Source organism: Geodermatophilus sp. SYSU D00703 (genome assembly GCF_054050155.1).
Map to the genome: position 1 here is coordinate 1 of NZ_JBJGYU010000009.1, position 14,434 is coordinate 14,434.

Annotated in this window: 10 protein-coding genes and 1 pseudogene; 5 read left to right on the forward strand and 6 right to left on the reverse strand. The window is 77.0% G+C overall.

Annotation, left to right across the window (positions count from 1 at the left end):
* Window positions 1-82 precede the first annotated feature (82 nt).
* A complete protein-coding gene (locus tag ACI782_RS11255; protein ID WP_456909109.1) occupies window positions 83-1,258 on the reverse strand; it encodes an LLM class flavin-dependent oxidoreductase in 1,176 nt (391 codons plus the stop codon).
* Between the two features lie 127 nt (window positions 1,259-1,385).
* Between ACI782_RS11255 and ACI782_RS11260 the strand changes: the two genes are divergently transcribed.
* A complete protein-coding gene (locus ACI782_RS11260; RefSeq protein ID WP_456909111.1) occupies window positions 1,386-5,936 on the forward strand; it encodes an HAD-IC family P-type ATPase in 4,551 nt (1,516 codons plus the stop codon).
* Window positions 5,937-5,945: 9 nt separating this feature from the next.
* On the opposite strand, the gene ACI782_RS11265 is transcribed toward ACI782_RS11260, so the two are convergent.
* Window positions 5,946-6,530 (reverse strand): SDR family NAD(P)-dependent oxidoreductase, encoded by a 585-nt coding sequence (locus ACI782_RS11265; protein ID WP_456909374.1) that lies wholly within the window; start codon window positions 6,528-6,530, stop codon window positions 5,946-5,948.
* Window positions 6,531-6,546: 16 nt separating this feature from the next.
* Window positions 6,547-6,831: pseudogene (locus ACI782_RS11270) on the reverse strand (SDR family NAD(P)-dependent oxidoreductase); the annotation flags it as partial.
* On the opposite strand from ACI782_RS11270, the gene ACI782_RS11275 reads away from it, so the two are divergent.
* The 3 genes from ACI782_RS11275 (at window position 6,816) to ACI782_RS11285 (ending at window position 9,520) form a co-directional block, all read left to right on the forward strand.
* Window positions 6,816-7,337 (forward strand): zinc-binding dehydrogenase, encoded by a 522-nt coding sequence (locus ACI782_RS11275; protein WP_456909376.1) that lies wholly within the window; start codon window positions 6,816-6,818, stop codon window positions 7,335-7,337. The pseudogene ACI782_RS11270 and the gene ACI782_RS11275 overlap by 16 nt on opposite strands.
* A 40-nt stretch (window positions 7,338-7,377) precedes the next feature.
* Complete coding sequence (locus ACI782_RS11280; RefSeq protein WP_456909113.1) at window positions 7,378-8,298, forward strand: ribonuclease Z; 921 nt, start codon at window positions 7,378-7,380, stop codon at window positions 8,296-8,298.
* A gap of 109 nt (window positions 8,299-8,407) precedes the next feature.
* Window positions 8,408-9,520, forward strand: coding sequence for an NDMA-dependent alcohol dehydrogenase (locus ACI782_RS11285; protein ID WP_456909116.1), 1,113 nt, complete (start codon window positions 8,408-8,410; stop codon window positions 9,518-9,520).
* Window positions 9,521-9,535: 15 nt separating this feature from the next.
* On the opposite strand, the gene ACI782_RS11290 is transcribed toward ACI782_RS11285, so the two are convergent.
* From ACI782_RS11290 to ACI782_RS11300, 3 genes are all read right to left on the reverse strand, one after another.
* Window positions 9,536-10,738: a hypothetical protein gene (locus ACI782_RS11290; RefSeq protein ID WP_456909118.1), complete on the reverse strand. Its 1,203-nt coding sequence runs from the start codon at window positions 10,736-10,738 to the stop codon at window positions 9,536-9,538.
* A gap of 626 nt (window positions 10,739-11,364) precedes the next feature.
* Window positions 11,365-11,550, reverse strand: a complete 186-nt coding sequence (locus ACI782_RS11295) for a hypothetical protein (RefSeq protein ID WP_456909120.1) — start codon at window positions 11,548-11,550, stop codon at window positions 11,365-11,367.
* Window positions 11,551-11,651: 101 nt separating this feature from the next.
* Window positions 11,652-13,016: an FAD-binding oxidoreductase gene (locus ACI782_RS11300; RefSeq protein WP_456909122.1), complete on the reverse strand. Its 1,365-nt coding sequence runs from the start codon at window positions 13,014-13,016 to the stop codon at window positions 11,652-11,654.
* A 198-nt stretch (window positions 13,017-13,214) separates the two neighbouring features.
* On the opposite strand from ACI782_RS11300, the gene ACI782_RS11305 reads away from it, so the two are divergent.
* The gene (locus tag ACI782_RS11305) at window positions 13,215-14,315 is read left to right on the forward strand and encodes a ScyD/ScyE family protein (RefSeq protein WP_456909124.1); all 1,101 of its coding nucleotides are present in this window, start codon (window positions 13,215-13,217) and stop codon (window positions 14,313-14,315) included.
* The last annotated feature ends 119 nt before the right edge of the window (window positions 14,316-14,434 follow it).

The following is a 14,434-nucleotide window of genomic DNA, read 5'->3' on the forward strand; positions in this document are numbered from 1 at the left end:
CCCCCCCCCCCCCCCCCCCCCCCCCCCCCCCCCCCCCCCCCCCCCCCCCCCCCCCCCCCCCCCCCCCCCCCCCGGTCCTCCCTCAGTGCTCGCCCTTCTCCTTCTCGTACCGCTCGGTCATGGTGGCGACCGCCTGCATCTGCTGGGCGGCGTAGTCCTCCCGCTTGCCGCCGGCGTACTCCTTCCAGTTCAGCGTCTGCTGCGCGTGGCTGACCTCGCCGCCCTGGAAGTGCGGCATCACGTGCTGGGCGATGAGCTCCCACGACCGCTTGGTCGCCTGCGGGTTGGCCCACTCGTGGCCGAGCAGCAGCATGCAGCCGAAGCCGCCGGACTGGTCCCACAGCCGCTGCACCTGGGCGCGGGCGTCCTCCACCGTGCCGATCGCGCCGATCCCGGCCTCGTTGATGAAGTCGATCATCTCCTTGGCGTCGCCGCCCTCGACCGCCATCTGCGGGAACGCCGCGGTCTTCTGGAAGTAGCGGAACCAGGTCTCGATGCCGTACTGGACGTCGGCGTAGGCCTGCTCCCGCGTCTCGGCGATGTGCATCAGCCCGACCAGCCGCCAATCGCGGCGGGACACCGTCTGGCCGTGGTGCTCGGCGCGTTCCTGGACGACGTTCCAGTGGTGGGCCAGTGCGTCGAAGCCCTCCTTGGTCAGCGTGGCGCCGATCGACAGCAGCCCGATGCCGTGCCGTCCGGCCATGCGCGGCCCGGTGGGGGAGGCGACGGCGGCGACGGCGACCTCGAACCGCGGCTCGGTGTAGGGCCGCAGGTGCAGGCGGGCGTCGACCAGCTCGTGCGTGCGGGTCTTCTGGGTGACGGTCTCACCCCGGAGCAGCCGCATGATGATGTCGAGGTCCACCTCGAGCAGCTCGCGGGTCTCCGTCGGGTTGAGCCCCAGCATCATCGAGTCGGTGGGCAGTGAGCCGGGACCGCACCCGAGCATGGCCCGCCCGCGGGTGAGGTGGTCGAGCAGCACCATGCGCTCGGCCACCCACAGCGGGTTGTGGTAGGCGATCGAGGTGACGCCGGTGCCCAGCTTGATGTGCCTGGTCCGTTCCGCCGCCGCGGCGATGAAGATCTCCGGCGAGGCGATGATCTCCGTTCCGGCCGAGTGGTGCTCGCCGATCCACGCCTCGTCGTAGCCGAGGCGGTCCAGGTGCTCGACGAGTTCCAGGTCCCGCTGCAGCGCGAGTGTCGGGTTCTCCCCGGCGGGGTGGAACGGGGCGAGGAACGTGCCGAAGCGCAGCCTGTCCATGGGTCCTCCAGGAGTCCGGGCGGGTCGGCCGAAAGTAACGTGGATCCCACCCCCGCCGGGAGTCCGCTCGTCGAGCCGATCCCGTTCCGGCGGCGTAGCGTTCCGGCACCACCGTTCGAGGGACGCCATGGGCCTGCACCGCCGCATCGACGCCGTGCGTGGCGCCGCGGGCGCGGCTGCCCGCCTCGGCATCGGCCTGGCCGCGGCCCCGGCCCTGGTCACGGCCGGCCTGCTCGGCGGGCCCGCGCGGGCCACCGTCCGGACGGCGACCGAGGCCACCGCGGCCGCGGCCGGCGCCACCCGCCGGGTGGCCCACGCCGCGGCGGTGACCGGCACCCGCGCCGTGGGGACCGTCCTCACCGGCGCCGACCCGATTCCCGACGGGCACCTGCACACGGTGCTCGACGCCGTCAAGGGCATGGTCGAGCCACCTTCCCACCGGCACACCCGCCGCGTCTGGGCCGACCACGGGCACGTCCAGCTGGAGGTGTGCGCCCCCTCGGTCGAGGAGCAGCCCGAGGTGCGCCGGGCGCTGCGCCGCCAGCTGGAGCGGCTGGAGGGCGTCCAGTGGGCCACGGTCAACGACGTCGTCGGCCGGGTCTTCGTCGCCTTCGACGAGCGGCGGGTCGGCATCGGGGACGTCGTCGGCGCGGTGACCGCCATCGAGCAGTCCCGCGGGGGCGCGCAGGTCTTCCCCGCGTCCGTGGAGCACCCCGCCGACCTCGAGCCGCTGCTGGCCGCGGCCGTCGCGGCGGCCGTCGACACCGCCTCCGTCGGCGTCGCCTACCTGGCCAAGGTGCTGCCGATCCCGGCGGTGTCCCGGCACGTCACCCTCGCCATCGCGCTGCTGGACAGCCAGCGGTGGGTCCGGTCCAACCTGGAGAAGCGGATCGGTGCCATCGGCACCGACCTGCTGTTCAACGGGACCAGCGCCTTCCTGCACGCCCTCACGCAGAGCCCGGCCATCCCGGCACTCAACGCCGCGGCCGCCCTCCAGCAGGTGGTGGAGATGCGCGCCCGCCGCCAGGTGTGGCAGCGCCGCGAGGCCGAGCTGTGCGGTCCCGAGCCGGAGGACGAGTCCGAACCGCTGACGCCGCCGGGGCAGCGCCCGGTGCCGCTGCCGGACGGCCCGATCGAGACCTACCGCGCCCGCCTCGAGCCGATCTCCCTGGCCGCCGCGGTGGGGCTGCTGCCGCTCACCGGCAGCCCCGGGCGGGCGGCGGACATGCTCAAGTCGCAGAACCCCAAGGCTGCAGCCCTGGGCCGGGAGTCCTTCGGGGCCGTGCTGGACCTGCTGATGTGCCGGCGCGGGATCCTGCCCCTCGACGGGACGGCCTACCGCCGCCTGGACCGGGTCGACACCGTCGTCCTGGACGCCGGCACCCTCTCCACCGGCCCGCCCGTCGTCATCGAGGCGACCGCCACCGCCGAGGGCTGGGACGACGCCGCCGTGTGGACCGCCGCGGTCCGGCTGCTGGGCCAGGACCGCCAGGAGCACCACGACGGCGAGCCGCGCCTCCGGCTGGGGCCGCCGCGGACGGCGGACGGCGCGGAGGGCGGCGAGGTGCGCAACCTGCTGCGCGGACGCCGCCGGGTGGGCGTCGTGACCATCGCACCGGAGCTCGACCCGCACGCCGAGGCCCTGATGGCCGCCGCCTCCGAGGCCGGTCACCGGCTGGTGCTGCCGCGGCACGTGGGCACCCGCGAGGTCGCCGGCGCTGCCGACGAGATCGCCCCCGCCGGCGAGCACCTTGTGGAGACGGTGCGGCGGCTGCAGTCCGACGGGCGCGCCGTGCTGCTCGTGTCGGCCACCGACGGGCCGGCGCTGATGGCCGCCGACGTCGCGATCGCCCCCGTCGTCCCCGGCTGTGCGCCCGCGTGGGGCGCCGACCTGGTCACCGGGCCCGGCCTGGTCGACGCGTGCGCCGTCGTCGCCGCCACGGTCCCCGCCCGCGCGGTGAGCCGCCGGTCGGTGACGACCGCCGTGACCGGCAACGTGCTCGGCGGGCTGCTGGCGGCGGTGGGCAGCGCCCGGTACGGGCAGGCCAAGGCGACCGCCCCGGGCAAGACCGCGACCACCGCCACGCTGCTCGACGGCGCGGTCACCGCCGTCCGCGCCGCCCGGCGGCCGCCACCCCTGGCGTCGGTCCACACGCCGTGGCACGCGCTGGCCCCCGACGACGTCCTCGGCCGGCTGGCCGACCTGCCCCAGCAGCCCGACGGTCCCGACGGGCGCGTGCCCGGGGCGGTCCGCGTGGTGCGGTCCCTGCCGGTGGTGCGGGTGCCCGCCCGCTTCCTGCGGACCGTCGCCGCCGAGCTCGCCGACCCGCTCACCCCCGTGCTGGCCACCGGCGCCGGCGCCACCGCCGCCCTCGGGGAGAACACCGACGCGCTGCTGGTCGGCGGCGTCACGGTGATGAACGCCCTGGTCAGCGGATTGCAGCGGCTGCGCGCCGAGACCGCGCTGGAGGCGCTGCTGCTGGAGCAGGACGTCACCGTCCGGCGGGAGGTCGACGGCCGGTGCGAGGACGTCCCCGCCGGCGAGCTCCGGGTGGGCGACGTCGTGTGCGTCGGCGCCGGGGACGTGGTGGCGGCCGACGCCCGGCTGCTGGAGGCGACCGACCTCGAGGTCGACGAGTCGAACCTGACCGGCGAGTCCCTCCCGGTGTGCAAGACCGTGCCGGCCACGCCCGGCGCCGACGTCGCCGACCGGACCTGCATGCTCCACGACGGCACCACCGTGGTCGCCGGCAGCGGTCGCGCCGTCGTCGTCGCCGTCGGGTCGGCCACCCAGGCCGGGCGCGCCGCGCGCGCCGCCGGCGGGGCCGCGCCCCCCGCGGGCGTGCAGGCCCGTCTCGCCGAGCTCACCCGGGCGGTGCTCCCGCTGACCCTCGCCGGCGGGGCGGCCGTGACCGCGCTCGGCGTGCTGTGGCGCCGCCCGCTGCGCGAGGCGGTCGCCGCGGGCGTCGCGGTCGCCGTCGCCGCCGTCCCCGAGGGCCTGCCGCTGGTCGCGACGGTGGCGCAGCAGGCGGCCGCCCGGCGGCTGTCCCGCCGCGGCGCGGTCGTCCGCAGCGCGCGCGTGCTCGAGGCGCTCGGCCGGGTCGACACCGTCTGCTTCGACAAGACCGGGACGCTCACGGAGAACCGGCTGCGCGTCGCCCGGCTGCTGCCGCTCGGCGACGGCACCCCCGACGGTTCACCCGACGGCGACGAGGACGGCGTGCTGCGGCTGGCCGGGGCGAGCGTCGCCAACGGCGACGCCTCGGCGCACGAGACCGACCGGGCCGTCGTCGAGGCCGCGCGGGAGCGGGGGGTGGCCCCGGACGGCGAGGCGGAGGCCTGCGTGCCCTTCGCCGCCGAGCGCGGCTTCTCCGCGGCGGTCCGGGACGGCCGGCTGCTGGTGAAGGGTGCACCGGAGGTGGTCGCGGCGCGGTGCGCCGGGTCGCCGGACGTGCGGTCGGCGGTGCAGGAACTGGCCGCCGACGGGCTGCGGGTGCTCGCCGTGGCCGACCGCGACCTGGACGGCGTCCCCGACGACCTGGACGCGGCGGCACAGGACCTGCGGCTGCGCGGGCTGCTCGGTCTGGCCGACACGCTGCGACAGTCGTCGGTGGCCGCGATCGAGCAGCTGCGGGCCGCCGGCGTCCGGGTGGTGCTGGCCACCGGGGACCACCCGGAGACCGCCGGGGCGATCGCGGCGCAGGCCGGCGTGCCCGGCGCCGACCGGGTGGTCACCGGGGCGCAGTTCGCCCGGGCGTCGGACACCGAGCGGGCGCAGATGGTCGCGGAGGGCACCGTCTTCGCCCGGCTGTCCCCCGAGCAGAAGGTGTCGCTGGTGAGCGCGCTGCGCCGCGCCGGAGCGACGCTGGCGATGACCGGCGACGGGGTGAACGACGCCGCCGCGATCCGGCTGGCCGACGTCGGGATCGGCGTCTCCGGCGCCGAGTCCCCGGCCGCGCGGGCCGCAGCGGACCTGGTGCTCACCGACCTCGACCTGACCCGGCTGGTGGACGCGATCGGCGAGGGCCGGGCCATGTGGCGACGGGTGCGCGACGCGGTGTCGATCCTGGTCGGGGGCAACGCCGGCGAGGTGGCCTTCACCGTCCTCGGCACCGCCTTCGGCGGGCGGGCGCCGCTGGGCACCCGTCAGCTGCTGCTGGTCAACCTGCTCACCGACATGTTCCCGGCGCTCGCCGTCGCCGTGGCCTCCCCGCGGGCCGCCGTCCTCGAGCAGACGGAGGGCCCGCTGGCCGGTCACCCGCTGGAGGCCGTGCTCCGCGACGGGCCGGAGCGCGGGTTCTCCGGGGCGGTCCGCCGCATGGTGCTGGTCCGCGGCGCGGCCACCGCCGCCGGCGCCACCGGGGCGTGGGCGGCCGGCCGGCTCACCGGGCCCGCCGGCCGCGCCGGGACCATGGGCCTGGCCGCGCTCATCGCCACCCAGCTCGGCCAGACCGCGTGGGCCGGCCGGCGCAGCCCGCTGGTGCTGGCCACCGCCGCCGGGTCGCTGGCGGTGCTGGTGGCGGTCGTGTCCACGCCCGGCGTCAGCCGGTTCTTCGGCTGCACCCCGCTCGACCCGCTGTCGTGGGGCGTCGTGCTGGGCTGGGCCGCCGCCGGCACCGCGGGCGCCGAGGTCGTGCCGGCCCTCGTGCAGCGGTACCGCGCCCGGTCGGGCGGCTGACCGCCCGGCTCACCAACTCAGCGGGGGGGTGGGCGGCCCGCCGGCGAGGACCTCCTCGGCCCGCCGGCGGATGGCGGTGTCCCGGGCTGCGTTGGTGAGGACGTAGGAGCGCCCCGAGCGGATGGCGTCCACCACGAGGTCGGCCACCTCGTCGGGCTCCAGCGGTGGCGCGGACCGGGCCTGCAGCTCGGCGCGGGCGGCACGGGTGACCGCGCCGGCGTCCGTGGGAGGGCCTGCGTGCGCCGGCCGGTTGCGGGACGACGTGTCGAAGTTGGTGCGCACCGCGCTCGGGCACAGCACGGAGACCCCGACGTGCGAGCCGGCCTCCCGCAGCCGGAAGTGCAGCGACTCCGTCAGCGCCACGACCGCGTGCTTGGACGCCCCGTAGGCGCCCAGCGAGCCGGCGAACAGCCCGAAGACCGAGCTGGTGTTGACCACCTGGGCGGCGTCCTGCTGCTGCAGCACCGGCAGGAAGGCCCGGATGCCGTGGACGACGCCCCACAGGTTGACGCCGAACACCCACTCCAGGTCGGCGAGCGGGACCTCCCACAGCGGGTCCTGCGAGCCGCCGACGCCGGCGTTGTTGCACAGCAGGTGCCCCGCCGAAGGCGTCCAGCACGGCGTCCCGCAGGGCCTCCACCGAGGCGGGGTCGGAGACGTCGGTGACCACGGGCAGCACCTCGCCCCCCGCGGCGGCCAGCTCCGCCGCGGCGGACCGGAGCACCGGCGCCTCCACGTCGGCCATGACCACGCGCATCTCCTCGGCGGCGAACCGCCGGGAGAGGGCCAGCCCGATCCCGCTGGCCGCGCCGGTCACCACGGCCACGCGACCGGCGGCCACGAGGCCGTCTGCGCCCACGCTGCACCTCGTTCCCGCGGCTGTCCGCGCCGACATCGGCCGACGGGAACCCCGACGAGCCGGTTGCGCTCCGCCCGGTCGCGTTCAAGCGGGAGAAGGCGCGGGAGTTCGGCGCCACCCACACCTTCGCCGACGCCGGAGAGGCGCACGAGGCCGTCGTCGAGATGACCCGCGGCCAGCTGGCCGACCACGCCATCTGCACCGTCGGCGTGCTCACCGCCGACGTCGTCTCCGCCGCGGCGGCGATCGTCGGCAAGGGCGGCCAGGTCACCGTCACCTCGGTGGGCCGGACCGGGGAGAACCAGATCCAGCTCGCCGCCGGCGGGGGTGTGGTCGGCTACCAGCGGCGGATCCAGGGCCACGTCTTCGGGATGAGCAACCCGCTCTACGACATCCCCCGGCTGCTGACCCTCTACCGCGAGGGCCGGCTCAAGCTCGACGAGCTGATCAGCCGGCGGTACACCCTCGACGAGATCAACCAGGGCTACCAGGACCTCGACGAGGGCACGATCATCCGCGGCATCGTCGTCCACGACAGCTGACGCGGGGCACCGTCGCGCCGGCGGCACTACCGTCGCCGGCGTGACGCTCCGCGAGCTCGTCGTCCTCGGCACGGCGAGCCAGGCGCCCACGCGGACCCGTAACCACAACGGCTACCTGCTCCGGTGGGACGGCGAGGGCCTGCTGTTCGACCCCGGCGAGGGCACCCAGCGGCAGATGCTGCTGGCCGGCGTGCCCAGCAGCGCGGTCACCCGGATCTGCCTGACCCACTTCCACGGCGACCACTGCCTGGGCGTGCCCGGCGTGGTGCAGCGGATGTCGCTGGACCGGGTCCCGCACCCGGTGCACGCGCACTTCCCGGCGTCCGGCCGGGAGTTCTTCGGCCGGCTGCGCGCCGCATCGGTGTTCCACGACGTGCTCGACCTGCGGGAGGAGCCGCTGGTCGCCGACGGGCCGGTGGCCGCGGGGCCGTCGTGGACGCTGGAGGTCCGCCGCCTCGACCACCTGGTGGAGACCTTCGGCTACCGGCTGGTCGAGCCGGACGGACGGCGGATGCTGCCCGAGGCGCTGGCGGCCGCCGGCATCGCCGGCCCCGACGTCGGGCGGCTGCAGCGCGCGGGCGCGCTGGACGTCGGCGGCCGCACCGTGCACCTCGCGGAGGTCAGCGCGCCGCGGCCGGGGCAGCGGGTCGCCTTCGTGATGGACACGCGGCTGTGCGACGCGGTGTCCGCCCTCGCCGAGGACGCCGACCTGCTGGTGGTCGAGTCGACCTTCCTGGAGGGGGACGCCGCGCTGGCCGCCGCCCACGGCCACCTCACCGCCCGCCAGGCCGCGACCGTCGCCGCCCGGTGCGGGGTGCGCCGGCTGGTGCTCACCCACTTCTCCCAGCGCTATCCCGACCCGGACCGCTACCGGGACGAGGCGGCGGCGGTCTTCGACGGCGACCTGGTCGTCGCCGAGGACCTGCAGACGGTACCCGTGCCACGCCGGCGCGAGGGCTGACCTGCTGCCCGGCGGAAGGCCTCCTGTGCTCCCCGTCACGTCATCGCGATACTCCCGACCGGGCCGCCCGGCCCGCGCACGGCGGCGTGATCGACGAGGAGGCTGACGCGTGAGGACACAGGCAGCGGTGCTCTGGGAGTACGGCCAGGACTGGCAGGTCGAGGAGATGGAGCTCGACGAGCCCCGCGGCGGGGAGGTGCTGGTCAAGCTGGCCGCCTCGGGCCTGTGCCACTCGGACGAGCACGTGCGGGTGGGCGACCTCCCGATGGAGGCCGTGCCGGTGATCGGCGGCCACGAGGGTGCCGGGATCGTCGAGAAGGTGGGCCCGAACGTCACCAAGGTCGAGGAGGGCGACCACGTCGTCCTCAGCTTCATCCCGGCCTGCGGCGACTGCACCTGGTGCGCCTCCGGCCACCAGAACCTCTGCGACAAGGGCGCGGGCATCAACATCGGCCTGCAGCAGGACGGCACCGCCCGGCACCACGTCCGCGGTCAGGACGCCCGGCTGATGTGCATGCTCGGCACCTTCTCGCCCTACACCGTGGTCAACCAGGACTCGGTGGTGCGGATCGAGGACGACATCCCGCTGGACAAGGCGGCCCTGGTCGGCTGCGGCGTCACCACCGGCTGGGGCACCGCCGTCTACGGCGCGCAGGTCCAGCCCGGCGACACCGTGGTCGTCTTCGGCATCGGCGGCGTCGGGGCCAACGCCCTGCAGGGCGCCCGGATAGCCGGGGCGACGCGGATCGTCGCGGTCGACCCCGCCCCGTACAACCGGGAGAAGGCCACCACCTACGGGGCGACGCACACCTTCGCCACCGCCGCCGAGGCCGCCGAGGCGGTCGCCGACCTCACCTGGGGGCGAATGGCGCAGTCGGCGATCATCACCATCGACGTGGTGACGCCGACGATCATCGCCGACGCGATGTCCGTGGTCGGCAAGCTCGGCCGGGTCGCCCTGACCTCGCTCGGATCGGTCTCCCTGCGCGACGTCCGGCTGCCGGTGTTCGAGCTGACCGCGTGGCAGAAGCAGGTCGTCGGGTGCCTGTTCGGCAACGCCAACCCACGGGCCGACATCCCCAAGCTGCTGTCGCTGTACCGGCAGGGCCAGCTGGTCCTCGACGAGCTGGTCACCCAGACCTACACCCTCGACCAGGTCAACGAGGGCTACCAGGCGATGCGCGACCACCGCGCCATCCGCGGCATGATCACCTACGACTGACCGGGTCGCCGCCGCTCAGCGCACCGGGCCGCCGCCGTAGTCGCCGAACGGCGTGACCGGCGCGGCCGCGACCGGGACCTCGGCGAGCGCGCGGCCGTCCGCGCCCAGGGTGCGCACGGTCCGGGCCCCCTCGAGCAGCCGCACGACCGCGCCGCCGCCGTCCAGCGGCAGCGCGGTCAGCACCCCGCCGCGCCGGTCCAGGACGGCGGCCCGGACGGCGTCGGGGGGAGCGGCCACGACCAGCCAGCGGCCGCGGTCGTCGGGCAGGTCGCAGGTCCGCGCGACCACCAGCCCGGCCACGGCGGTCGTGCCCGACGGCGTCGACACCCCGCACGGGGTGACCCGCGCGCCGCTCCCCGCCCAGGTGGTCACGAGCAGCCCGCCGCCCGGGCTGCGGCCGACGAGGACGGCGACGGTCCCCGGGACCCGGTGCAGCGGCAGCACCCCCGACCACAGCAGCTGCGGCTCCAGCGCCTCGGGCGTCGTCCCCAGCGGCCCGGCCAGCTCGGCGAGGGCGGCCGCGACCACCGCGGGGTCCGGCCGCACCGTCACCGGCCGCAGCGGCGCCGGCTCCGGGGCCCCGGCGGCCGGCGGCAGCGGGGTGGCGCGCTCGGGCGCGGCCCGGTCCACCACCCGTTCTCCGCGGCGCACCCGGACGCTGGTGGCCGCGCCGGCCCCCTCGACCGGGGCCACGGCCACGCCGTCGACGTCGGTCACCGGCAGGTAGGTGCGGCCGACCGTTCCGCGGGGGCCCACCTGCAGCCGCGGGGACACCTCGACGACGTCGTCCCGTCCGGCCACGACGACCAGCGTGGCGGCACCCGGCCCGCCGAGCAGCAGCGACGCCGGCCGGCCGGGCCCCAGGACCTGCGGCACGTGCGCGACCAGCTCTCCGGCCGCGGCGCCGACCGGCCCGGTGAGCCACACGCCGCGCAGGTCCTCGTCCACCGTGCCCGCCACGAGGACCACCCGGCCCGCCGGGGTGTCCGTGGCCAGGACGACCTGCCGCTCCTCCTCGGGCGGCGGCACCAGCGGCCCCCACTCCAGCCGCCGGACGGCGTCGACGAACGCGCGGTCCCCGGCGAGCGTGCCCCGGGTCGGCTCCGCGAGGACGGCGACGGGCGCAGTGGCGGGCTCGGTGGCGACCGGGACCGGCGGCGGGGGCGCGGGCGGCGACCCGCCGAGGGCCAGCGGCACCGCGACGGCGGCCGCCCCCACGACCGCCGTCGCCGCCGCGGCGCGCAGCCGGCGGGACCGGCGGCTGCGGGCGGCGGCGTCGGCGACCGCCTCCGCGGTGCCCAGCCGCCACCGCGCCGGCGGCGGAGGGGGACGGCGTCGAGCGACTCGAGCACCTGCTCCCCGCGGTCCAGCCGGCCGGCCGCGGAGGCCAGGGCGGCGGAGGCGGTCGCCCGCGGGTCGGTGCCCGGCCGGCCCCAGCGGCGGTGCACCCGGGCCAGCGCGGTCTGCACGGCGTCCTCGGCGCGGCCGGCGTCCGCGGTCAACCGCAGCGCCTCGGCCAGCAGCGCCGGCCGCTCGGCGGCGACGAACCGCTCGAAGGCCTCCTCGACGTCGCGCACCGCTCCAGTCTGGGAGCTCAGCCGCCCGCCGCGACCGGTAGCGGCGGAAGGCGGCGAGCAGCCGGGAGCTGCGCGCCTCGGCGGCACCCCGGTACTCGCCGTGCGTGACCACGTGGAGTTCGTCGGCGCGCACCGCCTCGACCACCTGCGCGCCCACCTCGTCGGGCTCGATGAACCGCAGCCGGCCGGTCTCGGCGAGGTCGACGTCGACCAGGCCGGTGGGGCCGGTCCCCGGTCGGGTCCGCGGGCTGTTCTCGATGTCGGTGTTCACCGCGCCGGGGAGCAGGGGGTGACGCCGACCCGCGAGCCGGTCCTGGCGCGCTCCGCGGCCGGCACCTCGCTGATGCCGAGCACAGCGGCCTTGCTCGCCACGGAGGGGGCGACGTTCCGCTGGCCGACGAGTACCGCCATCGACGAGGTGTCGAGGGCGCGAATCCCGATCTGGGGCTCCACTGCGTCCGTCCCCCCGGTGTGGTGCACGTCTCTCTCGGGAGCGACGCCAGGGACGGGGCGGCGACCGGTGGTCCCCCTCTCCGGCCGGACGGGAGACCTCCTCAGAGGACGCCGGGGTTCATGATCCCGAGCGGGTCGACGGCGGCCCGGACGCGCGCGGCGAGGTCGAGGACGTCGGGGCCGACCTGATCGGCGAGCGCGTGCACCTTGGCCCGGCCCACGCCGTGCTCGCCGGTGATGGTGCCGCCGGCCTCGATCGCCGTCCGCAGGATCGCGTCGAACGCGGCCTGCGCCCGGCGGACGCTGCCGGCGTCGCCGGGCCGGTAGAGGATCGCCGGGTGCAGGTTGCCGTCGCCGGCGTGCGCGAAGACGGGGATCTCGACGCCGTGCTCGGCGGCGATGGCCGCGATCCGCTCCAGCGTGGCCGGCAGCCGGTCGACCGGGACGCAGACGTCCTCGGGCATCACCGCGCCGCGGGCGTCGACGGCCGGCCCGGTCGCCCGCCGGGCCTCCAGGAACGCCTCGCCCTCGGCCGGGTCGTCGGTCTCCAGCACCTCGCGGGCGCCCGCGGCCCGGCAGCACTCGGCCATGACCGCGGCCTCCGCCGATCGGGCCGCGCCGGGGGCGTCGGACTGGGCGACGAGCAGGGCGCCGGCGGTGCGGTCGAGCCCCATCGGCCGGAAGTCCTCGACGGCGTTGACCGCGGCCCGGTCGAGCAGCTCCACCATCGACGGGCGCACCCGCGCGGTCATGGCCACGACCGCGGCCCCGGCGTCGGCCGGCGTGTCGAACCACGCGACGACGGTGGCCGCGGGCTGCTGGGCCGGGACCAGCCGCAGCACCACCCGGGTCACCACGCCGAGGGTCCCCTCGCTGCCGACGAACAGCGGCAGCAGCGGCAGGCCCGCGACGTCCTTCACCGTGCGGCCGCCCAGGACCACCAGCCGCCCGTCGGGCAGGACGACGTCCAGCCCGAGCACGTAGTCGCTGGTGACGCCGTACTTGACGCAGCAGATGCCCCCCGCGTCGGTGGCGACGTTGCCCCCGATCGTCGAGATGCGGAACGACCCCGGGTCCGGCGGGTACCACAGCCCGTGGACGGCGGCGGCCTCCTTGACCGCGACGTTGAGCGCGCCGGGCTCCACGACCGCCACCCGGGTGACCGGGTCGACCTCGATCGCCGTCATCCGCTCGGTGCAGACCACCAGGCAGCCCGGCACCGCGGTCGCGCCGCCGGCCAGCCCGGTGCCCGCGCCGCGGGGGACCACCGGCACCCGGTGCTCGGCCGCCCAGCGCACCGCCGTCTGCACCTGGCCGGCGTCCTCCGCGCGGACGACGGCGACCGGCTGCCCGGCGTCGGCCGCCCGGGTCCAGTCCTGCCGGTACTTCTCGGTCCGTGCGGGGTCGGTGACGACGACCCCGTCGGGGAGGGACTCCACCAGCTGCCGCACCGCTCGCTCGTCCATGGACAGCAGCCAACCACCGGCGCGCCGCGGACGGCGGCCACGCGCGCGACCACCGCGTGCGACGGCGCGCGCCGCGGCTCCGGAGCGTCCGGATCGCTGCTTCCGAGCCGTGTCCGGCGGCTCCTAGCCTGCGCGTGGCCAGCGACCGTCCGGCGGTTCCCTGCCCGCGCCGGGCCCGCGCCCTGCGAGGAGGCACGCATGAGGACACGCCGGAGCGCCGTCGTCGGGGCCGCCGCCCTGGCGCTGGTCACCGTGCCGGCTGCCGCGGCCGGCGCCCAGGAGGGCGTCACCACGGTGGCGGGCGGCCTGGACGGCCCGCGCCAGGTCGCCGAGTACAGCGACGGCCGGCTGCTGGTCGCCGAGTCCGACACCGGCGAGGTCTCCTCGGTCGACCCCTCCGACGGCACCGCGGAGGCGGTCGTCACCGGGCTGGTGAACCCGCAGGGCGTGGGGTACCGGGACGGCGAGATCTGGATCGCCGCCGGCGAGACCGGCCCGCCGGAGGAGGGGGCGCCGCCGCCGCCGCCCGAGCCGCCGGCCGTCGGGCAGGGCGGGCCCGGCCTGCTGGTCACCGACACCGGGGGTGAGGTGCTGCGCACCATCGACACCCTCGCCTACGAGCTGGAGAACAACCCCGACGGGCAGACCCAGTTCGTCGACGGCGCGCCGGTCGACGCGCTGTCCAACCCGTTCGCGCTCCTCGTGCAGCGCGACCGCGTGCTGGTGGCCGACGCGGGCGCCAACACCGTCCTGTCGGTCGACCGCGAGTCGGGGGAGATCTCGACCTTCTTCGTCCCGCCGGTCATCGGCCCCGACGAGGTCGCGGCCTGCGGCGAGACGCCGAACAACCCCGGCACGGTGGGCTGCGACCCGGTGCCGACCGGCGTGGCCCGGGGCCCGGACGGGCGCATCTACGTGAGCACCCTGGGTGCCGAGGTGCCCGACGCGGCGCGGGTGTACGTCCTGTCCCGCGACGGTGAGGAGGTCGACGTGCTCGACGGGTTCACCTCGCTCACCGGGGTCGAGGTCGACCGGGAGGGCACGGTCACCGTCTCGGAGCTGCTGGAGGGCCTGCCGGAAGGGGAACCGGGCCCGGACTTCGACCCGGCCACCGTGGGCCAGCTCATCCGCGTGGACGGCGACGAGCGGACCTACGCGCAGGTCACCATGCCGACCGGGCTGCTGCTCGAGGACGGCGAGCTGTACGCGTCGGCGTGGAGCATCGCCGGCTTCGTCGGACTGCCGGCCCGCGGCGAGGTGGTGCGCGTGGCCGACGACGCCTTCGCACCCGCGGAGTAGCTCCCGCCCGCAGCGGGGCACGACTCCCGGCGGTGGGCGTGCCCCGCGGCGCGCGCGGGGCGGCCCGTTCCGCTCCGCGACCTCCGGCCCTGGAGGTGTCCCGCCCGGCGGGAGACGCT